General features: G+C 65.1%; 22 protein-coding genes. 14 read left to right on the top strand and 8 right to left on the bottom strand.

Annotated elements, in window-relative coordinates:
* Positions 1 to 67: 67 nt before the first annotated feature.
* Positions 68 to 382 carry a 30S ribosomal protein S20 gene (gene rpsT / locus V9L20_RS03620; RefSeq protein WP_007831346.1) on the top strand — a complete coding sequence of 105 codons (315 nt, stop codon included), beginning with the start codon at positions 68 to 70 and terminating at the stop codon, positions 380 to 382.
* Between the two features lie 137 nt (positions 383 to 519).
* Here rpsT and V9L20_RS03625 read toward each other — a convergent pair whose 3' ends face one another.
* The gene (locus V9L20_RS03625; protein ID WP_258504825.1) at positions 520 to 849 is read right to left on the bottom strand and encodes a DUF3579 domain-containing protein; all 330 of its coding nucleotides are present in this window, start codon (positions 847 to 849) and stop codon (positions 520 to 522) included.
* A gap of 161 nt (positions 850 to 1,010) precedes the next feature.
* Here V9L20_RS03625 and V9L20_RS03630 point away from each other — a divergent pair, with 161 nt between their 5' ends.
* From V9L20_RS03630 to V9L20_RS03665, 8 genes are all read left to right on the top strand, one after another.
* Positions 1,011 to 2,219, top strand: a complete 1,209-nt coding sequence (locus V9L20_RS03630) for an aspartate aminotransferase family protein (RefSeq protein WP_337295521.1) — start codon at positions 1,011 to 1,013, stop codon at positions 2,217 to 2,219.
* Positions 2,216 to 3,151 (top strand): ornithine carbamoyltransferase, encoded by a 936-nt coding sequence (gene argF / locus V9L20_RS03635; RefSeq protein WP_337295522.1) that lies wholly within the window; start codon positions 2,216 to 2,218, stop codon positions 3,149 to 3,151. The genes V9L20_RS03630 and argF overlap by 4 nt, the downstream gene beginning before the upstream one ends.
* A gap of 23 nt (positions 3,152 to 3,174) precedes the next feature.
* Positions 3,175 to 3,483 (top strand): YkgJ family cysteine cluster protein, encoded by a 309-nt coding sequence (locus V9L20_RS03640; protein WP_337295523.1) that lies wholly within the window; start codon positions 3,175 to 3,177, stop codon positions 3,481 to 3,483.
* Positions 3,484 to 3,557: 74 nt separating this feature from the next.
* Entirely contained in the window at positions 3,558 to 4,211 is a 654-nt protein-coding gene (kynB, locus tag V9L20_RS03645; RefSeq protein WP_258504819.1) for an arylformamidase, read from the top strand.
* An 11-nt stretch (positions 4,212 to 4,222) separates the two neighbouring features.
* A complete protein-coding gene (gene kynU, locus V9L20_RS03650) occupies positions 4,223 to 5,500 on the top strand; it encodes a kynureninase (protein ID WP_337295524.1) in 1,278 nt (425 codons plus the stop codon).
* Between the two features lie 13 nt (positions 5,501 to 5,513).
* Positions 5,514 to 5,999: a hypothetical protein gene (locus V9L20_RS03655; protein ID WP_337295525.1), complete on the top strand. Its 486-nt coding sequence runs from the start codon at positions 5,514 to 5,516 to the stop codon at positions 5,997 to 5,999.
* A gap of 16 nt (positions 6,000 to 6,015) precedes the next feature.
* On the top strand, positions 6,016 to 6,852 hold the full coding sequence (gene kynA / locus V9L20_RS03660; RefSeq protein WP_258504814.1) for a tryptophan 2,3-dioxygenase: 837 nt from the start codon (positions 6,016 to 6,018) through the stop codon (positions 6,850 to 6,852).
* Between the two features lie 94 nt (positions 6,853 to 6,946).
* Positions 6,947 to 8,197, top strand: coding sequence for an SMI1/KNR4 family protein (locus V9L20_RS03665; protein ID WP_337295526.1), 1,251 nt, complete (start codon positions 6,947 to 6,949; stop codon positions 8,195 to 8,197).
* A 21-nt stretch (positions 8,198 to 8,218) separates the two neighbouring features.
* Here V9L20_RS03665 and V9L20_RS03670 read toward each other — a convergent pair whose 3' ends face one another.
* Genes V9L20_RS03670 through V9L20_RS03685 form a run of 4 tightly spaced genes read right to left on the bottom strand, consistent with a single transcriptional unit; the run spans position 8,219 to position 11,934 of the window.
* Positions 8,219 to 9,403 carry an FAD-dependent monooxygenase gene (locus V9L20_RS03670; RefSeq protein ID WP_337295527.1) on the bottom strand — a complete coding sequence of 395 codons (1,185 nt, stop codon included), beginning with the start codon at positions 9,401 to 9,403 and terminating at the stop codon, positions 8,219 to 8,221.
* Between the two features lie 6 nt (positions 9,404 to 9,409).
* Positions 9,410 to 9,706, bottom strand: coding sequence for a DUF6587 family protein (locus V9L20_RS03675; RefSeq protein WP_337295528.1), 297 nt, complete (start codon positions 9,704 to 9,706; stop codon positions 9,410 to 9,412).
* A 28-nt stretch (positions 9,707 to 9,734) separates the two neighbouring features.
* Positions 9,735 to 11,630, bottom strand: a complete 1,896-nt coding sequence (feoB, locus tag V9L20_RS03680) for a ferrous iron transporter B (RefSeq protein ID WP_337295529.1) — start codon at positions 11,628 to 11,630, stop codon at positions 9,735 to 9,737.
* On the bottom strand, positions 11,623 to 11,934 hold the full coding sequence (locus V9L20_RS03685) for a FeoA family protein (RefSeq protein ID WP_337295530.1): 312 nt from the start codon (positions 11,932 to 11,934) through the stop codon (positions 11,623 to 11,625). The genes feoB and V9L20_RS03685 overlap by 8 nt, the downstream gene beginning before the upstream one ends.
* A 466-nt stretch (positions 11,935 to 12,400) precedes the next feature.
* On the opposite strand from V9L20_RS03685, the gene V9L20_RS03690 reads away from it, so the two are divergent.
* The 4 genes from V9L20_RS03690 to V9L20_RS03705 all read left to right on the top strand — a co-directional run bounded on the left by V9L20_RS03690 (position 12,401) and on the right by V9L20_RS03705 (position 14,567).
* Complete coding sequence (locus tag V9L20_RS03690) at positions 12,401 to 12,775, top strand: hypothetical protein (RefSeq protein WP_337295531.1); 375 nt, start codon at positions 12,401 to 12,403, stop codon at positions 12,773 to 12,775.
* A 17-nt stretch (positions 12,776 to 12,792) separates the two neighbouring features.
* On the top strand, positions 12,793 to 13,566 hold the full coding sequence (locus tag V9L20_RS03695; protein WP_337295532.1) for a hypothetical protein: 774 nt from the start codon (positions 12,793 to 12,795) through the stop codon (positions 13,564 to 13,566).
* A 187-nt stretch (positions 13,567 to 13,753) separates the two neighbouring features.
* Positions 13,754 to 14,074, top strand: coding sequence for a hypothetical protein (locus V9L20_RS03700; protein ID WP_337295533.1), 321 nt, complete (start codon positions 13,754 to 13,756; stop codon positions 14,072 to 14,074).
* Positions 14,043 to 14,567, top strand: a complete 525-nt coding sequence (locus tag V9L20_RS03705; RefSeq protein ID WP_337295534.1) for a type IV secretory system conjugative DNA transfer family protein — start codon at positions 14,043 to 14,045, stop codon at positions 14,565 to 14,567. The genes V9L20_RS03700 and V9L20_RS03705 overlap by 32 nt, the downstream gene beginning before the upstream one ends.
* Before the next feature lie 18 nt (positions 14,568 to 14,585).
* On the opposite strand, the gene V9L20_RS03710 is transcribed toward V9L20_RS03705, so the two are convergent.
* Together V9L20_RS03710 and V9L20_RS03715 are read right to left on the bottom strand one after the other, a co-directional pair.
* Positions 14,586 to 17,453 carry an aconitate hydratase gene (locus V9L20_RS03710; RefSeq protein WP_337295535.1) on the bottom strand — a complete coding sequence of 956 codons (2,868 nt, stop codon included), beginning with the start codon at positions 17,451 to 17,453 and terminating at the stop codon, positions 14,586 to 14,588.
* 162 nt (positions 17,454 to 17,615) lie between these two features.
* Positions 17,616 to 18,029, bottom strand: coding sequence for a hypothetical protein (locus V9L20_RS03715; RefSeq protein ID WP_337295536.1), 414 nt, complete (start codon positions 18,027 to 18,029; stop codon positions 17,616 to 17,618).
* A 132-nt stretch (positions 18,030 to 18,161) separates the two neighbouring features.
* On the opposite strand from V9L20_RS03715, the gene V9L20_RS03720 reads away from it, so the two are divergent.
* Positions 18,162 to 19,004, top strand: a complete 843-nt coding sequence (locus V9L20_RS03720) for a helix-turn-helix domain-containing protein (protein WP_337295537.1) — start codon at positions 18,162 to 18,164, stop codon at positions 19,002 to 19,004.
* Between the two features lie 51 nt (positions 19,005 to 19,055).
* On the opposite strand, the gene V9L20_RS03725 is transcribed toward V9L20_RS03720, so the two are convergent.
* Complete coding sequence (locus V9L20_RS03725; protein WP_337295538.1) at positions 19,056 to 21,665, bottom strand: bifunctional aconitate hydratase 2/2-methylisocitrate dehydratase; 2,610 nt, start codon at positions 21,663 to 21,665, stop codon at positions 19,056 to 19,058.
* Between the last annotated feature and the right edge of the window lie 49 nt (positions 21,666 to 21,714).

The raw sequence follows: 21,714 nt of genomic DNA on the forward strand, positions 1-21,714 counted from the left end.
AAAACCCAACCCGGCCTATAATGGAGGGCTTTGCTGCATCATCCTCAGACACCTAAGGAACTAAATCATGGCATCCGCCAAGCCCAAGAAAAAGAACCCGCGCCTCGCCTCCGGCCGTAAGCGCGTCCGCCAGGACACCAAACTCAACGCTGCGAACACCTCGCTGCGCTCCAAGTACCGCACCGCCGTGAAGAATGTCGAGAAGGCCGTTCTGGCCGGCGACAAGACCAAGGCAAGCGAACTCTTCGCGAAGGCCCAGAGCATCGTCGACACCGTCGCCGACAAGGGCATCTTCCACAAGAACAAGGCAGCTCGCGACAAGAGCCGCCTGTCGGCGAAGGTCAAGGCCCTCGCCCTCGCGCCTGAAAAGGCAGCCGCCTGACACCTGTCAGGCAAGCCCGGATCGGAATTCTCCGGTCCGCCGTTTGATCGGGGTGCGCTGCAGCAAAGTGTAAAAAACCGCCTTCGGGCGGTTTTTTCATGGGCGTTCGCTTTGTGGAAGAAGCGGGGCGGGCCGGCTCAGGTCTTGGGCGGTGCGCCGGGCGCGTCGGGAACCAGGCAAGCCTCGGCCACCTGCAGGTCGTTGTCGCGCGCAAAATTGACGCAGAAGTCCCAGGCCATGGGCTCGGCATCGCGCAGGGCGCGGTTCACAACCACGCATTTCACACCGTTGATGGTGGTGGGAACGCACCACGGCGAATAGCTCAGGTGGCTTCCGGGATAGGCGCCCCCGGGGCGAAAAGAGCACATGACGCCGGCCAGCCGCTCGGCCCAGTCGCTCGGGCGAAAAGTCCGGCCATCATGGGTGATGCCCTGGATGAAGATTTCTTTGGCAGTGGGGGAAATCATCGTTGAATGAGGCGCCCGCAAGCAGGTGCTGCAGTGCAACAAGGGATTCTATCCGCGCCACTTTGCCGCTCGGCCCAAGGGCATTGCTGTAATGCGGAATCCTCAATGAAGCTGCCCGACCGGACGCCTAGAATCCGCGGTTCCCTATCTGGAGAACCCGAATGAGCGCTACCGCCCAGCCCACCTCGCCCCACGTCATGAACACCTACGGTCGCCTGCCGATCGCGCTGTCGCACGGCCAGGGCTGCCGAGTCTGGGACACCTCGGGCAAGGCGTATCTCGACGGCCTTGGCGGCATTGCCGTGAATACGCTGGGCCACAACCACCCCGAGCTGGTGCCCGCGCTGCAGGACCAGATCAGCAAGCTGATCCACAGCTCCAACTACTACCACGTGCCCGGCCAGGAGCAGCTGGCCACCAAGCTGACCGAGCTTTCGGGCCTGACCAACGCCTTTTTCTGCTGCACGGGCCTGGAAGCCAACGAAGCCGCGCTGAAGCTCGCGCGCAAGTTCGGCCACGACAAGGGCATCGAACGGCCTGAAATCGTGGTTTACGAGGCCGCCTTCCATGGCCGCAGCATCGCCACGCTGTCCGCTACGGGCAATCCGAAGGTGCAGGCCGGCTTCGGCCCGCTGGTCGAGGGCTTCATCCGCGTGCCGCTGAACGACATCGAGGCGCTCAAGAAAGCCACCGAAGGCAACCCCAACGTGGTGGCCGTGTTCTTCGAAACCATTCAGGGCGAAGGCGGCATCAACCCGATGCGGGTGGACTACCTGAAGCAGGTCCGCGCCCTGTGCGACGAGCGCGACTGGCTCATGATGATCGACGAAGTGCAATGCGGCATGGGCCGCACCGGCAAGTGGTTTGCGCACCAGTGGGCCGGCATCAAGCCTGACGTGATGCCGCTGGCCAAGGGCTTGGGCTCGGGCGTGCCTATCGGCGCGGTGGTGGCCGGCCCCAAGGCCGCCAACATCTTCGGTCCGGGCAACCACGGTACAACCTTCGGCGGCAACCCGCTCGCGATGCGCGCCGGCATCGAGACCATTCGCATCATGGAAGAGCACAAGCTGCTCGAAAACGCCGCGACGGTGGGCGAACACCTGAAGAGCGCGCTGCAGCGCGAAATCGGCGGCCTGCCCGGCGTGAAGGAAATCCGCGGCCAGGGCCTGATGCTGGGCATCGAGCTCGACCGGCCCTGCGGCGTCATCCTGAACCGCGCCTGCGACGCCGGCCTGCTGCTGAGCGTGACGGCCGACAAGGTGATCCGCCTCGTGCCGCCGCTCATCCTGAGCATTGCCGAGGCCGACGAAATCGTCGCCATCCTCGCGCCCATCGTGAAAACCTTCCTGTCGGAGCCAGCAGCGCAATGACGACCGCCACCACGCCGAACGCCATCCGCCACTACCTGCAGTTCTCGGACCTCACGCCCGACGAATACGCCTATCTTTTCGATCGCATGGCGATCATCAAGAAGAAGTTCAAGACCTACGAAAAGCACCAGCCGCTGACCGACCGCACGCTGGCAATGATTTTCGAGAAGGCCAGCACGCGCACCCGCGTGAGCTTCGAGGCGGGCATGTACCAGCTGGGCGGCAGCGTGGTGCACCTGACCACCGGCGACAGCCAGCTCGGCCGCGCCGAACCCATCGAGGACAGCGCCAAGGTGATCAGCCGCATGGTCGACATCGTGATGATCCGCACCTACGAGCAGACCAAGATCGACACCTTTGCGGCGCACTCGCGCGTGCCGGTGATCAACGGCCTGACCAACGAGTTCCATCCCTGCCAGATCCTCGCGGACATCTTCACCTACATCGAGCACCGCGGCTCGATCCAGGGGAAAACGGTGGCCTGGGTGGGCGACGGCAACAACATGGCCAACACCTGGCTGCAGGCGAGCGAGATCCTCGGCTTCAAGGTGCATGTGAGCACGCCCAGCGGCTACGAGGTTGATCAATCCGTAGCTGGCTTGCGGTCGGCCGACAGCTACGAGGTCTTCAAGGACCCGATGGAAGCCTGCCGCGGCGCCGACCTCGTCACCACCGACGTCTGGACCAGCATGGGCTACGAGTCCGAGAACGAGGCCCGCCGCAAGGCCTTTGCCGACTGGTGCGTCGACGAAGACATGATGCGCGTCGCCCAGCCGGACGCCCTCTTCATGCACTGCCTGCCCGCCCACCGCGGCGAGGAAGTGCAGGCCGAAGTCATCGACGGCCCGCAGTCGGTGGTGTGGGACGAGGCCGAGAACCGGCTCCACGCGCAGAAGGCGTTGATGGAGTTCTTGCTGCTCGGCAGGCTCTGAAAAAAAGCTGAAGGCGCGGCCGCGTGTCTCATTGCCAGCAATGCGGCGCCTGCTGCGCCAGCTACCGCGTCGACTTCAGCGTCCACGAACTCGACGACAACGGTGGCAAGGTGCCCTCGGGCCTTGCCGTCGAAGTGAACGACGCCCTCTGCCGCATGCGCGGCACCGACCACACGCCCATGCGCTGCGCCGCGCTGACCGGCAAGATCGGCCACTCGGTGGCCTGCGGCATCTACGAATGGCGGCCCAATCCGTGCCATGAACTGCAGGCCGGTAGCGACGCCTGCGAGCGCGCACGCGCCAGGCACGGGCTGCCAGCCCTGCCCTCCTGAGCCGATCATCTCGTCACGTTGTGTGTTGGAAATAACCGACACCACGACCCCGCTCCCGGCGCTAACTTTGCGCCATGCGTTCTCTGCAATCTCAACCCCGCATCTGGGACATCTCGCCGCCCGTGCATGAAGGCACGCCGGTGTTCCCCGGCGACACGCCCTACCAGCAGCGATGGGCCGCAACCATTTCGCAGGTCTGCCCGGTGAACGTCAGCGAGATCAAGCTCTCGCCGCATGTGGGTGCCCATGCGGATGCGCCCCTGCACTACGACCCCGAGGGCCAGACCATCGGCCAGGTCGATCTCGCGCCCTTCCTCGGCCCTTGCCGCGTGATCCACGCGATTGCCAAGGGCCCGCTGATCGAGTGGGAGCACATTGCGCATGCGATCGCGAGCGACCTGCCGCCCCGCGTGCTGGTGCGCACCTATGCCGCCATGCCCGTCGCCCAGTGGGATCCGCAGCTCGCGGCCTACGCACCTGCCACCGTCGAACGCCTTGCGGCCATGGGCGTGAAGCTCATCGGCATCGACACGGCCAGCATCGACCCGGCCGACAGCAAGACGCTGGAAAGCCACCAGCGCATCCGCCGCCTCAACCTGCGCGTGCTCGAGAACCTCGTGCTCGACGATGTGCCCGAGGGCGACTACGAACTCATCGCGCTGCCGCTCAAGCTGGTCAGCGCCGACGCATCTCCCGTTCGCGCCGTGCTGCGCGACCTTCCACGCTGAAACCCCGCCCAATGACGACCCTTGAAGACTGCCGCGCGCTCGACGCGCAAGACCCGCTGCGCTCGCTGCGCGACCAATTCACCCTGCCGCCGGACGTGATCTACCTCGACGGCAACTCGCTCGGCGTGCTGCCCAAGGCCGCGCCCGCACGCATTGCCGAAGTGGTCGCCGAGGAATGGGGCCAGGGGTTGATCCGCTCGTGGAACACGGCCAGCTGGTTCGACCTGCCGCAGCGCCTCGGCGACAAGGTGGCCCGGCTGATCGGCGCCGCACCCGGCGAAGTGGTGTGCACCGACAGCACCTCCGTCAATCTGTACAAGGTGCTCTTCGCGGCGCTCTCGCAGCAAAAGGACAGCGCCCGCAAGCTGGTGATCAGCGAGCGCAGCAACTTTCCGACCGACCTCTACATCGCCGAATCCCTGTGCCGCGAGCGCGGCTTCACGCTCAAGCTGATCGACGCGGACGAGTTGCCCGCGGTGCTGACCGATGACGTGGCCGTGCTGATGCTCACGCACGTGAACTACCGCACCGGCGCCATGCACGACATGAAGGCCATCACTGCCGCCGCGCACGCCGCCGGCGCGCTCACGGTGTGGGACCTCGCGCACAGCGCGGGCGCGGTGCCCGTTGCGCTGAACGAAAGCAATGCCGACTACGCCATTGGCTGCGGCTACAAGTACCTGAACGGCGGCCCCGGTGCACCGGCATTCGTGTGGGTTCACACGCGGCATGCGGGCAAGTTCGAGCAGCCGCTGTCTGGCTGGTGGGGCCATGCGGCGCCTTTCGAATTCACGCCGCACTACCGGCCTGCGCCGGGCGTGGGCCGCTACCTCTGCGGCACGCAACCGATCATCGCGCTGGCGGGGCTCGAATGCGGGCTCGATACGGTGCTGGCGGCCGAGGCGTTCGATGGCGGCAAGGGCGGTATGGCGGCCCTGCGCGCCAAATCGCTTGCGCTCACCGATCTTTTCATCGCGCTGGTCGAAGAGCGCTGTGCAGGGCAAGGCCTTTCGCTCGTCACGCCGCGCGACCATGCGCGCCGCGGCTCGCAGGTGTGCCTGAGCCGCGATGAAGGCGCCTACGCCATCGTGCAGGCGCTGATTGCGCGCGGCGTGATCGGTGACTACCGCGCAGGCGATTCGCAGATGCCCGACATCCTGCGCTTCGGCTTCACGCCGCTGTACCTCGGCTTCGAGGATGTGTGGAACTCCGTCGAGCACCTGGTGCAGGTGCTGGAGGCAGGCGAGTGGAAGCGCGAAGAATTCAATCGCAAGAATGCAGTGACCTGAGCAGCACGTACCCATGAAACACAAATTGATCACCCTCTTCGCCTCGCTCCTGATGCTGGCCGCACCGGCCTTCGCACAGCAGGCGAGCTACACGCTTGACCAACTCAAGGCTTTCGTCGCCCTCACGCCCGATGCGTTCCGCCAGCAGGTCAAGGGCCAAGGTTTTTCCTACGCCGACAAGACCGTGACCCCCGAGGTCAGCATGATTGAATACGACAAGGTGGTTGACGACCACACGATCCGCTTCATGAAGTCCACCTACGCGGAAAGCCGAGCCGGCGAAAACAACATCCAGCTCTCGCTGACCGACAAGGCCGCCTTCGAGCGGTTGGTGAAGGAGGTGCGCGCCGCGGGCTACGCGCCAGCCGAAAAGGGCCGCATTCCGGGCGGCGAGACTTACCAGGAGTTCAAGCGCAAGAACGACGTCGTGCGTTTCGTCTATCCCGCAAAAGATTCGGTACCGGGCCGCCCTTCCTACACCGCAGTGGTCTGGCGATGACCCGGCAGCAAGCATCATGAGCACCGAAAAAATCGTTCACGAAGAAAAAGCGCAGCTGGATTTCAGCGCGTCGATGAGCTACGGCGACTACCTGCATCTCGACCAGATCCTCAACGCGCAGCACCCGCTCTCGCCCGCGCATGACGAAATGCTCTTCATCGTGCAGCACCAGACCAGCGAGCTCTGGATGAAGCTCATGCTGCATGAGCTGCGCGCCGCCACCACCTGCATCGCGCAAGAAAAACTCGCCGACGCTTTCAAGATGCTGGCCCGCGTGAGCCGCATCATGGAACAGCTGGTGAGCGCATGGACCGTGCTCTCGACCATGACGCCGCCCGAGTACACCGCCATGCGGCCCTACCTGGCCAACTCGAGCGGCTTTCAAAGCGCGCAGTACCGCTGCATCGAGTTTGCGCTCGGCAACAAGAACGCCGCCATGCTCAAGCCGCATGCGCACCGGGCCGATCTGCTGGCGCAGGTCGAAGAAGCCTACCGCTCGCCTTCGCTCTACGACGAGTCACTGAAACTGCTGGCGCGCCGCGGCCTTGCGGTGCCCGCCGATCATCTGGAACGCGATTGGACGCAGCCTTATGAAGTCAGCGATGGCGTCGAGGCCGCGTGGCTCACGGTGTACAGAAACCCGCACGACCACTGGGACCTGTACCAGCTCGGCGAAAAGCTCACCGACCTCGAAGACGCTTTCCGGCTCTGGCGCTTTCGCCATGTGACCACGGTCGAGCGCGTGATCGGCTTCAAGCGCGGCACGGGCGGCACGGGCGGCGTGAGCTACCTGCGCAAGATGCTCGACGTGGTGCTGTTTCCCGAGATCTGGAAGCTGCGCACGGACCTTTGATGCGGGCCGCATGCGCGGGCCACCATGCAAGTGCTTGCAAGTGCTTGCTCCATTTGCACAAAGCGCTACATTGGCATCAACGGAGGCACTGCCAATGAAAGATGTCCAGTTCTCGGTCGAAGAGCTTGCTACCCTGCGCGAACATGGCGTGGTCCTGTTCGCGGACCGCGTGATCTTCGACGCGCAGCCACCGATGCCTGAGCAGCAGATAGCCGCCGTCCAGGCGCTGTGCGCGGGCCCGGTTCCCGAGCCGTTGCTCGAACTGTGGCGGCAAACGGCGGGCGGCCGGCTCGACTACGACCTGTCGCTGCCGATGAACGGCAACATCGAATCCGTCAGCTGGTCGGAGCTGTTCTGGAACGGCAGCGACGGCTATCGCGATCTGCAGGGCTGGATCGAGCATGAGCAGGAGCTGGCCGAAGAGGCAGCCGAAGAAGATGGCCGCGACTGGAGCGGCAAGCTCACGCACCTGCCCTTCGGCGGCTTCGAGTACCTGGACCGGGTTTATGCGGTGGTCGAGCCCGGACCCGAGCACGGCCACATCACCGCGTGGAAGCACGGGCTGCCGGCGGCCTGGACGCATGCGCTGCATGAAGACTGCGTGAGCACCATCGCGCCCGACCTGTACAGCGCCTTTGGAGCACTGCATCTCGACGAAGACCCGCTGGCACCCACTGGCGATTATTTTTCAGGCCAAGCCCTGCTCCAGTACCTGGACGACCGGCACCAGGACCATGGCCTGGACCTCGACCTGATGGACAAGCTGGTGAGCTTTTATTGCCGCGCGGTGATCGACTGGCGCACACCGCTGGCCAACGGAACGCTGCGCCGGCTGCCGGCCACTGCGCGCGCGGCGCTGCACCATGCCATTGCCAGCGACGACGCGGACCTGGTGGCCGAGCTCGCCGCCGCAGGCGTGAGCTTCGACGGACCGCAGCAGGGAAGTGCGTTGGCCACGGACGTTGCCATAGGCAACGGTGCCTTTGCCGCGGCCATGGCGCTGGTCCGCGCGGGGGCTCCCGTGGCACGCGACGCCTTGCGCAACATCGACGGCCAGATTTCACCCGAACTCACGCATGCGCTGCTCGCGAACGGGGCCGAGCCGAACGTGGCTGCCATCGTCAAGTGCGCGGCCTGCGGCGCGCCCGCAAGCGCCCACCTGATCGCCGATGCATGCACGCAGGCCGGCATCGACGTGTCGCCCGCTTTCGCCGCCGAGCGCGATGCGATGCTGGCCGAACTCGAGGCCACGTTGCTGGAGGTGCGCGACGGTTCCCATGGCCACTACCTCGGCCCCGAGGGGCTCGCCGAACGGATCGAGCACCTGCAGACATTCAGGCTCTGAGAACCGGGGCGCAGCGGCTTTTCAGCCCCCGTACAGCCAGGGCTGGTCCAGCAGCCGCGCGCCCAGCGTGCGCAGGGCAAGGTCGCGGCCCAGGCGCATGGGGCCGGTGGCATGAAAGACCTGTCCGTTGCGCCGCGCCCTTGCCTGCACCATGGCATTGCGCTGCCAGCGCGCCTCGGCATAACGCGCAAAGGCCGCGGGCACTTCGGCCGCCCCACCGTTGCCAAGCGCTTCAGCCAGGGCCACAGCGTCTTCGATGGCCATGCCGGCGCCCTGCGCGAGGTAAGGCACCATCGGATGCGCGGCATCGCCGACCAACGCAATGCGCTCGTGGGCCATGTCCGCCGCGCCGGACAACGGCGCGCGGTCGCAGAGCGTCCACGCACGCCAGCCGGGCATGGCTTCGAGCAAGGCTTGCAGGGCGCGGCCGCTGCGGCCCGTGGCCTGCTGCAGTGCGCCAAGACTGCTGGCCTGGTCCCAGTCGCGTGCATCGCCGGCCGGGGCGGATTCGGCAATCACCACCACGTTGAGCCAATCGCCGCCGCGTACCGGGTAAGCCACTACGTGCAGGCGGGGCCCGAGCCATACATCGATGCGGCGGCGGCGCAGCGCCTGCGGCAGTTCAGCTTGCGCGACCAGTCCGCGCCAAGCCGTGTGGCCTGTGACGCGGGGCGGCTCGGCCGCCGACGCCGATTCGAGCCGCCGGCGCGCCACGCTCCAGAGGCCGTCGGCGCCGACCAGCGCCTCCCCTTCCCAGGCGCGCGCACCGCTGCTCGAGATGCAGACGAGGTCATCGCTCATTTCGATCTGCGCAATGCGGGCATCGGTCACCAGGGTGCCCGAGCCTTGTGACCGCACGGCTTCGAGCAGCAACGAATGCAGGTCGGCCCGGTGTACGCAGAGGTAGGGGGCGCCATAGCGCCGGTGCATGGCATCGCCCAGCGGCAGGCGGGCCAGCTCGGTGCCGCTGCCGGCGCTCTGCACCACCAGCGCTTCGGGGCGCGCGGCGACGGCATCGACGCTCTTGCCCACGCCCAGTTGCTGTAGACGCCGCGTGACGTTGGGACCGATCTGGACGCCGGCGCCGATTTCGGCAAACGCAGCAGCCTGTTCGAAGACATCGACGCGATGGCCGGCTCGAAACAGCGCCAGCGCAGTAGCAAGCCCCCCGATGCCGCCGCCGGCGACGAGGATGTGTGCAGGCATCGGCCTTCAGCGGCTGTGCGTGGACAGCGGGCCGCGGCCGGCTTCTTCGGCGTGTTTCTTGTCGGTGGCCTTGGGGCCGCAACTGCCGCAGCTGTCGCAGCTGTCGCAGGAGCCGCAGCCTGAAGTCTTGGCGAGCGACGCCGCCAGTTGCTCGGCACGTTGCTGGTCGACAAGGCCCGCGCGGTGGGTGCCGGCCGCGACCTTCTGCGCGGCGCTGCGCCTCCAGCCCGCAGGCATCCAGCGCCACACCGCGTAGAACGCGGCAGCGGCGACGATCAATCCGACGATCAGTTGCTGTGCCATATCTTCTTGAAGCCTTTCATTGCAGGTTTTAACCTGCTCCGAGCGCCACTGCAACGCGGTAGGTAATGAAGCAGGCTGCGTAGGCAAGCGCGAAGAGATAGCCCGCCATGATCCACACATAGCGCCACGACCCTGTTTCGCGCTTCACGGCCGCCAGGGTCGAAATGCACTGCGGCGCAAACACGTACCAGACCAGCAACGACAGCGCCGTCGCGAGCGACCAGCTGCCAGCAATCAGCGGCTCGAGCTGGCCCGCCACATCGTCGCCGCTGGCCGCAAGCGCGTACACGGTGCCGAGGGCACCCACCGCCACCTCGCGCGCTGCCATGCCCGGCACCAGCGCAATGGAGATCTGCCAGTTGAAGCCGATGGGCGCAAAGATGTGCTCCAGACCGCGTCCGATCATGCCGGCCAGGCTGTACTGGATGGCGGGCCCCGTGGCGCCTTCAGGCGGTGAAGGAAACGTCGACAGGAACCACAAGAGAATGGTGAGCGTGAGGATGATCGTGCCCACGCGCTGGATGAAGATCCATGCCCGCTCGTAGAGGCCCAGCGCGAGGTTGCGCAGGTTGGGCCAGCGGTAGGCCGGCAGTTCCATCATCAGCGGCGATTGCTGCTTGTTGTCGCGGAAGCGCTTCATCACCCATGCCACCGCCATGGCCGAGACGATGCCGAACACATACAGCGCGAACAGCACCACGCCCTGAAGGTTGAACACGCCGCCCACGGTGCGTGCCGGAATGAAGGCCGCAATGAGCAGCGCATAGACCGGCAGGCGGGCCGAACAGGTCATGAGCGGCGCAATCATGATGGTGGTGATGCGGTCGCGCCAGTTGCTGATGGTGCGCGTCGCCATCACGCCGGGAATGGCGCAGGCAAAGCTCGAAAGCAGCGGAATGAAAGAGCGGCCCGAGAGCCCCACGGTGCCCATTACCCGGTCGAGCAGGAATGCGGCACGCGGCAGGTAGCCCGAATCTTCCAGCGCCAGGATGAACAGGAACAGGATCAGGATCTGCGGCAAAAACACGATCACGCCGCCCACGCCGGCAATGACGCCGTCGACCAGCAGGCTTTGCAGCATGCCTTCGGGCATGCGGGTCTTCAGCAGTCCGCCAAGGCCCTCGGTCGCGGCCTTGATCGCGTCCATTGGCACATTCGCCCAGCTGAACACGGCCTGGAACATCAGGAACATGGTGACCGCGAGCACCAGCATGCCCCACACGGGGTGCATCACCACGCGGTCGATGCGGTCGCTGGTAGCCAGGCTTCCAACGGGCTCGCGCACCGCAATGCCGAGGATGCGGCGCACTTCGCGCTGCGTGGCAAGCACATCGTCGAGCCCCGGCGCCTGCCAGGGCTGCGGCGCGGCGGCGGCCACCGGCGAATCCAGGGCTTCGAGCAGGCCTTGCGCGCCGCCGGAGTGCACGCCGACGGTCTCGATGACCGGCACGCCCAGTTCGCGCGAGAGCACGGCCGTGTCGATGGCAATGCCCTGCTTCTTCGCCATGTCCGTCATGTTGAGCGCCACCACCATCGGCAAGCCGAGGCGCTTGGCCTCGAGCACGAGCCGCAGGTTGAGCCGCAGGTTGGTGGCGTCGGTCACGCACACCAGCAGGTCGGGCAAGGGCTCGCTGCTCTTGCCGGTGACCACGTCGCGCGTCACGGCCTCGTCGGCGCTCAGCGCGTTCAGGCTGTAGGCGCCGGGCAGGTCGAGAACGAAGACGCGGCGGCCCGATGCGGTGCGAAGCGTGCCCTCTTTGCGCTCGACGGTAACGCCGGCGTAGTTGGCAACCTTTTGACGGCTGCCGGTAAGCAGGTTGAAAAGCGCGGTCTTGCCGCAATTCGGGTTGCCGAGCAGCGCGACGCGGGAGGGCTGGGCCGTGGCGGCAAGGCGCCCCGGCCCCTGGATGACCGCCTCAACCATGGTTTGCGCCCTCCGGCAGGCCCGGTGCCACATGGATCAGTGCGGCCTCGTGGCGACGCAACGCGAAGGTGGTGTGGCCCAGCCGGACGGCGAGCGGCTCGCGACCCGGACGGCCGATGGCGACAATGCGCACCGCTTCGCCCGGCACGAAGCCGATTTCGGTCAGGCGCAGTGCCAATTCTTGCCCTTCGGCGTCGGCCGACCGCGCGACGTCCAATACCGTCGCCCACTGATGGCTGGGTAATTCGTCCAGACGGATAGAAGCATGGGCAGGGGCGGCGGCCACGGAAAGAGGGATGGTCATGCGGGTTGGAGCTCATTCATCATCAGCAATGAGAACAATTATCATTGAAACGGACTCATCCCTGGTCCCGGTGGGCCATCCCTGCCCGCCCGAGGTCGACGAATTGCGCCCCTGAAGCCTCTGCTCCGCCGAATCCGCGAGAACGAGGAACCCCGTGCTGTCGGCGAAGAAGCCAGCGCTCCGAAGTGTTAACGATATGCAGTCTGATTGCGTTCAATTCGTGCACTCCTGCACAGCGCAGCACGGCACGACCGCCTGATCTACCTAAGATCGGCGGACATAAAAAAGACTTCAGGGAGTCGCAGTGTTTAACCAAACGCAAGCTATTGCGTGGGGCGCTCGTGTGCGCGCTACAAGCCGCCTTTCGGCGGGTACGGCCTTGTCCATTCAGCCCGTTCAGCGCACGGGGCGTCCGCGCCTGATGGCCTGAGCGGCCGCCAGAGATCATTTCCCTTCGAAAGAAAAAATGCATACCACACGTTGGATTTGGACCGCCGCCTTGTGCCTGGGCATGCAAGCTGCGGCACAGGCGGATCAGCGCGTCTACCAGCAACTCGTCTGCCGCGACAACGACCCCTTCGTGTTCTGCACCCAGGGATGCAAGGACCAGGACAAAAACTGGACCCCCCTCGACCCCATTGCCGGCAGTTGGAATGCGGTGCCAGGGTATTGCCCGTGGCCGAGCACGTACTGCGTCGTCGGCCCTTTGCGTTTCGGAAGCGATTGGACGCAGACGGCCGTGACCGCCGTTTTCCAATACATGTCGATCTGCCCGGCCGCCCACCGGCAAGGCCAATGGAAGGGGTCGGGCCGACCGGAAAGCACCCCGTACGAACACTGAAGCCCCAGGGAATCCCCATGAACCGCATCAAACACCATCGCCGACTTTTAACCTCCCTCGCAGCCCGCGCCGCCCTCTCGCTGGCCGTGGTGTTCGCGAGCGCGGCCCATGCCGATTGGGCCGTCAACGACAAGGACGCCAATGAAAAACTCAAAGACATCAAAGACCGTCTCGGCGAAGGCAATCTGAACGAGACGACCTCCAAACTCCTCGACGAAATCAAGACCGGTGTCAAAAGCGTGGGCTTCTCGGCCACGCTGACTCCCAACAACCAGCTCCAGAAAATCTCGGACCTCTCCGCCTACGTGAAACAGGCCTGTCCCGGCAAGGGCGGCGCAGTGGGCGGCGTACTGGACGCAGTGGGCGCAGGGGCTGGCGGCGCCGGTCAAAACGTCACAACCATTGCCCCCATCAGCGCAGGCAAGCAGCAAATCTGCCAGCAACTCATCCAGTTGCGCGTTCAGGCCTTCAACGACAGCATCGAGATGGCGAACCGGTTCGAGCAATACAGCGAGCAGCTCACGAAGATCGACAACAACCGTGGCTCGGCCAAGACCCAGGGCGACCTGTGGGCCAACACCAACGAGTCGTTGCGCACCATCGGCAAGCTGCAAGCCGAAATGGGTTTCTGGCGCACCCGTCTGGCGGCCTACGAGGCCGCCATCAAGTTTCACGAAGGCCAGCAAAACGCCCTCACCCAGACTGCTATCAACGGCAGCGGCGGCAGCGTTCCCAGTACAGGCCAGCTCATCCAGACAGGCGCCCTGGCAGCCGCCCTGGCCATCAAGTAAAGGCTCCTTATCATGGACATGGCCTATTTCGCGCTGATCTACGTTTGGGTCGACAACAAGATCAATACCTTCCGCGACGACTTTCGATGCTGTGGAGGGGTCGGCTGGCTATGAAGTTGCGAACGGTAGTTGTGTACCGCTCACCCCTTTCAGCGGCGCCACGCTGACTCCCGAAAAGGATGTCCCGATGGCCCTGAGCCGCGTGAACGACAAGGTCTACAAGGGTGAACTCTATGTCGATTTGTTGACGGACGAGGACTACTTCGGACTGGGCCTTTGCCGCTGGTCCATGCCCTTCGCCAACTTCAGCCTGCGGATCGGCAACTTGGTGTTCGGCCACTCCATCGCCCTGAATGACATCTTGGCGCACAAGTCCGCCACGCGTTATTTCTCCACGTTGTCGTACCGCGAAAGCACTCCTTTGAAAGTCGGAGAGCCGTTTAATCGTCAACCTGTTCTTCAGCCAGCTCATCAACGTGAACACCAAGGAGCTGCCGCAGAACAATAAGGCGCTCAAGCACCAGTGCCTGCTGCTGATGGACGAGTTCACCAGCATCGGCAAGGTGAACATCATCGCCAACGCCGTGAGCTACATGGCGGGCTACAACATGCGGCTGCTGCCCATCATCCAGAGCATGGCCCAGCTGGACGCCACCTACGGCAAGGAGGTGGCGCGCACGCTCATTACGAACCATGCCTTGCAGATCATCTACGCGCCGCGCGAGCAGCAGGACGCCAACGACTATTCCGACATGCTGGGCTACACCACGGTCAAGAAAGAAAACGTCAGCCGGGGAAGAGAAACCAGCCGCAGCGAATCGGAAGAGCGCCGCGCCTTGATGCTGCCGCAGGAGCTCAAGGCCATGGGGCCGGATACGGAGGTCTTCCTCTACGAGGGCATTCCGCATCCGGTCAAGTGCGACAAGATCCGCTACTACCAGGACCGCTACTTCACGCAGCGGCTGAAAGAAAAGGTGCCGATTCCTGCCTTGTCGATCTGAAGCCGAGGCCCTGCGCCATCAGTCGTTGAGCAACTGCCGCAACACAAAGGGCAGGATACCGCCGTGCTTGTAGTAGTCCACCTCGATCGGCGTATCGATGCGAAGGCGCACCGTCACTTCCTGGTGCGAGCCGTCGGCACGATGCACGACCAGCTTCACGTCCATCTGCGGCTTGAGTTCGCCGCCAATGACCACGTCAATCTTTTCGTCGCCCGTTAGGCCCAGCGTCTGCCATGAATCGGCGCCGCGGAACTGCAGCGGCAGCACGCCCATGCCGACCAGGTTGGCGCGGTGAATGCGCTCGAAGCTGCGCGCCACCACGGCCTTGATGCCCAGGAGCTGCGTGCCCTTGGCGGCCCAGTCGCGCGATGAGCCGGTGCCGTATTCCTCGCCGCCGAAGACGACGGTCGGAATGCCCTGCTCCATGTACTTCATGGCGGCGTCGTAGATGAACATCTTCTGGTTGCCAGGCTGGAACAGCGTGACGCCGCCCTCTTCCTGCGTGCCGTTGATGTCCGGCGGAATCATCAGGTTCTTGATGCGCACGTTGGCAAAGGTGCCGCGCATCATCACGTCGTGGTTGCCGCGGCGCGAGCCGTAGCTGTTGAAGTCGGCCTTGGCCACGCCGTTCGCCTTGAGCCAGATGCCGGCGGGCGAGCTTTCCTTGATGGAGCCGGCTGGCGAGATGTGGTCGGTGGTGATCGAGTCGCCGAAAAGCGCCATGATGCGCGCGCCCTTGAAGCCCGCGTCCGATGCATGCGGCTGCATCTTGAAGTCGGCGAAGAACGGCGGCTCGGCAATGTAGGTCGAGGTGGGCCAGTCGTAGACCTGGCCCGTGGTGCCCTGGATGCTGCTCCAGAACTTGCCGGGGTCGGTCTTGACCTTGTCGTAGTTGGCGCGGAACGACTTGGCGTTCATCGCGTAGCGCAGGTTCTCGTCGATTTCCTTCGGCGTGGGCCAAATGTCGCCCAGGTACACGTCCTTGCCGTTCTTGCCCTTGCCCACGGGCTCGGTCATCAGGTCGACCATCACGTTGCCGGCAATTGCAAAAGCCACCACCAGCGGCGGCGAGGCAAGGAAGTTGGCCTTCAGGTTCGGATGGATGCGCGCCTCGAAGTTGCGGTTGCCCGAAAGCACTGCGGCGCCGACTAAGTCGTTCTTGATGATGGCGTCGTTGATCTCGGGCGTGAGGTCGCCCGCGTTGCCGATACAGGTCGTGCAACCGTAGCCGGCCAAGTAGAAGCCGAGCTTTTCGAGATACGGCAGCAGCCCCGCTTTCTCGAGGTATTCGGTGACGATGCGGGAACCGGGCGCCAGCGAGGTCTTGACGTGCGGCTTGACCGTAAGGCCCGCCTCCACCGCCTTCTTGGCCAGCAGGCCGGCCGCGAGCATCACGCTCGGGTTGGAAGTGTTGGTGCACGAGGTAATGGCCGCGATCAGCACGTCGCCGTTGCCGATGGTCACGCCGCCCTTGGGCGCCGCCGGTGCCGTGGCGTTCACATGGGCAGCGGCCTTGGTCGACCGGTTGGCCACCATTTCGACCAGTTCGCGCGGTGCGCCGGGCGGCGGCGGCGCGGCTTCGTTGTCGTCGCCCTGGCCGCTCGTGGTCAGCGGATAACGCAGCTTGAGCCGCTCGGCCGGCTGGTTGAAACCGTTGGCGTCGTTGGGCTTGCTGAAGAGTTCAGAGAACTTGGTCGACAGGTGGCCCAGGTCGATGCGGTCTTGCGGCCGCTTCGGACCTGCGAGGCTCGGCGACACGGTGCCCAGGTCGAGCTTGACGATCTTGGTGTAATCGATGTCGCCAGGCGCCGGCATGCCGAAGAGGCCCTGCGCCTTGTAGTAGGCCTCGAAGCGCTCGACCTCTTCCTTGGTGCGGCCGGTGCCTTCGAAGTAAGCGACAGTCGCCTCGTCGACCGGAAAGAAGCCCATGGTGGCACCGTACTCGGGCGCCATGTTGCCGATGGTGGCGCGGTCGGGCACGCCGATCGACGCAGCGCCGGGTCCGAAGAATTCGACGAACTTGCCCACCACCTTCTCGGCCCGCAGGATGGAAGTGACGTACAGCACCAGGTCGGTGGCCGTCACACCTTCGCGCAGCTTGCCGGTGAGCTCGAAGCCCACCACGTCGGGCGTCAGCATGTAGACCGGCTGGCCCAGCATGGCGGCCTCGGCCTCGATGCCGCCCACGCCCCAGCCGACCACGCCAACGCCGTTGATCATGGTCGTGTGGCTGTCGGTACCGACCAGCGAGTCGGGGTAGTACACCGGCACCTCGGCGTTGTCGCTCGAGCTCTTGTAGACACCGCGCGCAAAGTATTCAAGATTGACCTGGTGCACGATGCCGAAGCCCGGCGGCACCACGCGGAAGGTGTCGAAGGCCTGCATGCCCCACTTCATGAACTGGTAGCGCTCGTTGTTGCGCTGGAACTCCAATTTCATGTTCAGGTCGAGCGCCTTCGGCGTGCCGTAGTAGTCAACCATCACCGAGTGGTCGACCACCAGGTCGACCGGCACCAGCGGCTCGATGGTCTTGGGCGACTTGCCGAGCTTGGCAGCCACGCTGCGCATGGCAGCCAGGTCAGCGAGGAGCGGCACGCCGGTAAAGTCTTGCAGCACCACGCGGGTGACGACGAAAGGGATTTCATCGACGCGGTCTGCATTGGGGGCCCAGTGCGCCAGTTCTTCGACATGCTTGGGCGAGACCTTCTGCCCATCGCAGTTGCGCAGCACCGACTCGAGCACGATGCGGATGGACACCGGCAGCCGGTTCACGGAGGGATATTGTTTGGCCAGCTCCTTCAGGGACCAATATTTGCCGGAAGCGCCGGACGAGGTCTTGAAGGTCTTGAGGGTGGACGCAAAGGCGTGCGCCGGTGCTTTGGCCATTGAGGAACTCCTGTTCGTTCGATCTGTTCGTGGATGCACCTCAAAGATAGCAGGGATCGATGTCAGTTGTTGTAGTCGGTCTTCCCTGCAATGCCCCCGCGGCGCCACGTTCCTCATGGCCACGAATGCCGGGTAAATGGGCGTCGCCGGCATCCGCTTCGCTCAAGCCAGGGCCATGTTCGCGCTGCCGCGCGTCCGGCGCAGGCCCGTCCATTGCAGCTCGGCCAGCACCACCACGCACAGAGCCTGCGCCAGCACCCAGGCCATGCCCAATGCGGTAACCGCGAACAGGCCGCTCATCAGCAGCGCCACGCAGGCCACCGCCCAGCCGAAATTGCCGGCTACCACCAGCCCGATGAGTGTGCGGGGCGGCATGCGGCGGGTGGCCATGAAGGCTGCGGCCGCCGCATATGCCAGCAGGAATACGCCTGTGCCCATGAGCAGCGGAGCCGGCAGGCCGGTCAGCCTTGCCAGCGCATCGGTGAAAGCCACCTGCATTGCGCCGGTCGCGGCGCATGAAGCGGCGTCCGCCCACATGACGTTGGGGAGGAAACGGGGGGATGCAAAGACGGACATGAGAATCTCCTTCGGTTGGTACGCCGCAAGCCTGTCCTGCCGCGTTGGACCCAATGATTTCGAAAGGCAGGCACAGCGTCGATAACCTCGGAGGTCATGGCGTGCCAGCGGCGCCGCGCCAGAATGCGGGCCATGAACACTCCCCGCACCCATTCGTCCAAGGCCGGCCAGCCCGGCGCGCGCGACCCGTTCGGCGCGCATCTTCGGCACTGGCGCACGCATCGCCGCCTGAGCCAGCTCGATCTCGCGCAAGAGGCCGAGGTTTCGACGCGCCACCTGAGCTACGTGGAAACCGGCCGCGCCGCACCGAGCCGCGAGATGGTGCTGCGCCTGGCCGAACGACTGGAAGTGCCGCTGCGGGAGCGCAACGCCCTACTGGTGGCCGCGGGCTTCGCGCCGATGTACCGGCAGCGCTCGCTCGACGACCCTGCCCTGGCCTCGGCGCGCCGCGCCGTCGACCTGGTGCTGAAGGGCCACGAGCCGTTTCCCGCGCTGGCAGTCGACCGCCACTGGAACCTGGTGGCGCACAACGCACTGGTGCCGATGCTGATGGCCGGCGCAGCGCCGGAACTGGTTCAAGCCCCGATCAACGTGCTGCGCCTGAGCCTGCACCCCGACGGGCTGGCCTCCCGCATCGCCAATCTGGCGCAATGGCGTGCCCACTTGCTCGAACGGCTGCAGCAGCAGATTGCCGCGACAGGCGATGCCGTGCTGCAGGCGCTGCACGACGAGCTCGAGGCCTACCCCACGCCCAGCGTGAGCCACGACGCGCCGGCCGCGAACACCGAACTGTCAGGCGTCGTGGTGCCTTTTCAGCTGGTCACGCCCAACGGCGTGCTGAGCTTCATCAGCACCACCACCATCTTCGGCACGCCGGTAGACGTGACGTTGCAGGAGCTGGCGGTGGAATCGTTCTTTCCGGCCGATGCGCAAACGGCCGCGGCATTGACCGCGCTGGCGGCACAGCCGACATGAAAAAAGCCCCGCAGAAGCGGGGCTTTCTTAACCGCGAGTTATGCGCTCTGATCAGGCTGCGACCACGGCAGGCGCCACGGCAGCAGCCGCTTCGGTCTTGTACTCGTCGAGCTTGTCGAAGTTGAGGTACTGGTAGATCTGCGCGCTCGATGCATCGAGCACGCCCGTTGCGGCCATGTACTCCTCGCGGGTCGGAATGCGGCCCAGGCGCGAGCAAATGGCGGCCAGTTCCGCCGAGCCAAGGTACACGTTGGTGTTCTTGCCGAGGCGGTTCGGGAAGTTGCGGGTGCTGGTCGACATGACCGTCGCGCCTTCGCGCACCTGTGCCTGGTTGCCCATGCACAGCGAGCAGCCCGGCATTTCGGTGCGCGCACCGGCATTGCCGAAAACACCGTAGTGGCCTTCCTCGGTGAGCTGGTGTGCGTCCATCTTGGTGGGCGGTGCAATCCACAGCTTGACCGGGATGTCGCGCTTGCCTTCGAGCAGCTTCGACGCGGCGCGGAAGTGGCCGATGTTGGTCATGCACGAGCCGATGAACACTTCGTCGATCTGTGCGCCGGCCACGTCGGACAGCGTCTTCACGTCGTCGGGGTCGTTCGGGCAGGCCACGATCGGCTCATGGATGTCGGCCAGGTCGATTTCGATGACGGCCGCGTAGTCGGCGTCGTCGTCGCCCTTGAGCAGCTGCGGGTCCTTGAGCCAGGCTTCCTGCGCGGCGATGCGGCGCGCCAGCGTGCGGGCGTCGGCATAGCCTTCGGCGATCATCCACTTCATCAGCGTGATGTTGCTGTTGATGTACTCGATGATCGGTTCCTTGTTCAGGTGCACCGTGCAGCCGGCGGCCGAGCGTTCGGCCGAGGCGTCGCTCAGTTCGAAGGCTTGCTCCACCTTCAGGTCCGGCAGGCCTTCGATTTCGAGAATGCGGCCCGAGAAGATGTTCTTCTTTCCCTTTTTCTCGACCGTGAGCAGGCCGCTCTTGATGGCGTACAGCGGAATGGCGTTGACCAGGTCGCGCAGCGTGACGCCGGGCTGCATCTTGCCCTTGAAGCGCACGAGCACCGACTCGGGCATGTCCAGCGGCATCACGCCGGTGGCGGCCGCGAAGGCCACGAGGCCGGAACCGGCCGGGAAGCTGATGCCGATCGGGAAGCGCGTGTGGCTGTCGCCGCCCGTGCCCACGGTGTCGGGCGTGAGCAGGCGGTTGAGCCAGCTGTGGATCACGCCGTCGCCCGGGCGCAGCGACACGCCGCCGCGCGTGCTGATGAAGTCGGGCAGTTCGTGGTGCATCTTCACGTCCACCTTCTTGGGGTAGGCCGCGGTGTGGCAGAACGACTGCATGACGAGGTCGGCCGAGAAGCCCAGGCAGGCCAAGTCCTTCAGCTCGTCGCGCGTCATCGGGCCGGTGGTGTCTTGCGAGCCGACCGAGGTCATCTTGGGTTCGCAGTACGTGCCCGGGCGAACGCCCTGGCCTTCGGGCAGGCCGCAGGCGCGGCCGACCATCTTCTGTGCAAGCGAGAAGCCCTTCTTGGTGTCGACCGGGCTTTGCGGCAGGCGGAACAGCGTGGAAGCCGGCAGGCCGAGCGCTTCGCGCGCCTTGGACGTGAGGCCGCGGCCGATGATCAGCGGAATGCGGCCGCCGGCGCGCACTTCGTCGAACAGCACATCGCTCTTCACCTTGAACTCGGCAATGACCTTGCCGTCCTTCAGTGCCTTGCCTTCGTAGGGGCGCAGCTCGACCACGTCGCCCGTGTCCATCTGGCTCACGTCGAGTTCGATGGGCAGCGCGCCCGCGTCTTCCATGGTGTTGTAGAAGATCGGGGCGATCTTGGTGCCCAGGCACACGCCGCCGAAGCGCTTGTTGGGGATGAACGGAATGTCGTCGCCGGTGAACCAGAGCACCGAGTTGGTGGCCGACTTGCGGCTGGAACCCGTGCCGACCACGTCGCCCACGTAGGCGACCTGGTGGCCCTTCTGCTTCAGCGATTCGATGAACTTGACCGGACCGCGCTTGCCGTCTTCTTCCGGCTCGAAGGCCGTGCCTTCGCGCTTGTTCTTGAGCATGGCCAGCGCGTGCATGGGAATGTCCGGGCGCGTGGTGGCGTCGGGCGCGGGCGACAGGTCGTCGGTGTTGGTTTCGCCAGGCACCTTGAAGACCGTGATGGTCAGGCTTTGCGGCACTTCGGGGCGGCTGGTGAACCATTCGGCATCGGCCCAGCTTTGCAGCACGCCCTTGGCATTGGCGTTGCCCTTGTCGGCCTTTTCCTTGACGTCGTGGAACTGGTCGAACATCAACAGGGTTTTCTTCAGGCCCTCGGCCGCCACGGCGCCCACTTCGGCGTCGTCGAGCAGGTCGATCATCGGGCTGATGTTGTAGCCGCCGAGCATGGTGCCGAGCAATTCGGTGGCGCGGGCACGCGTGATGAACGCGTTCTTCTCGGTACCGTGGGCCACGGCCGCCAGGTAGCTCGCCTTGACCTTGGCCGCGTCGTCGACGCCGGCGGGCACGCGATAGGTGAGCAGATCGAGCAGGAAGGCACCGTCCTTGGCATTCGCGCTCTTGAGGAGCTCGATGGCTTCGGCGGTTTGCTTCGCGCTCAATGGCAGCGGCGGAATACCGAGCGCGGCGCGTTCGGCAACATGGTCAACGTAGGCTTGCAACATCTTCTTTTCTCCGGAAACTGGGGCTGGCGAGCGTGCAGTGCGGCAAGCA

The organism is Variovorax sp. CCNWLW225, from assembly GCF_037204045.1.
Taxonomy (GTDB): Bacteria; Pseudomonadota; Gammaproteobacteria; order Burkholderiales; family Burkholderiaceae_C; genus Variovorax.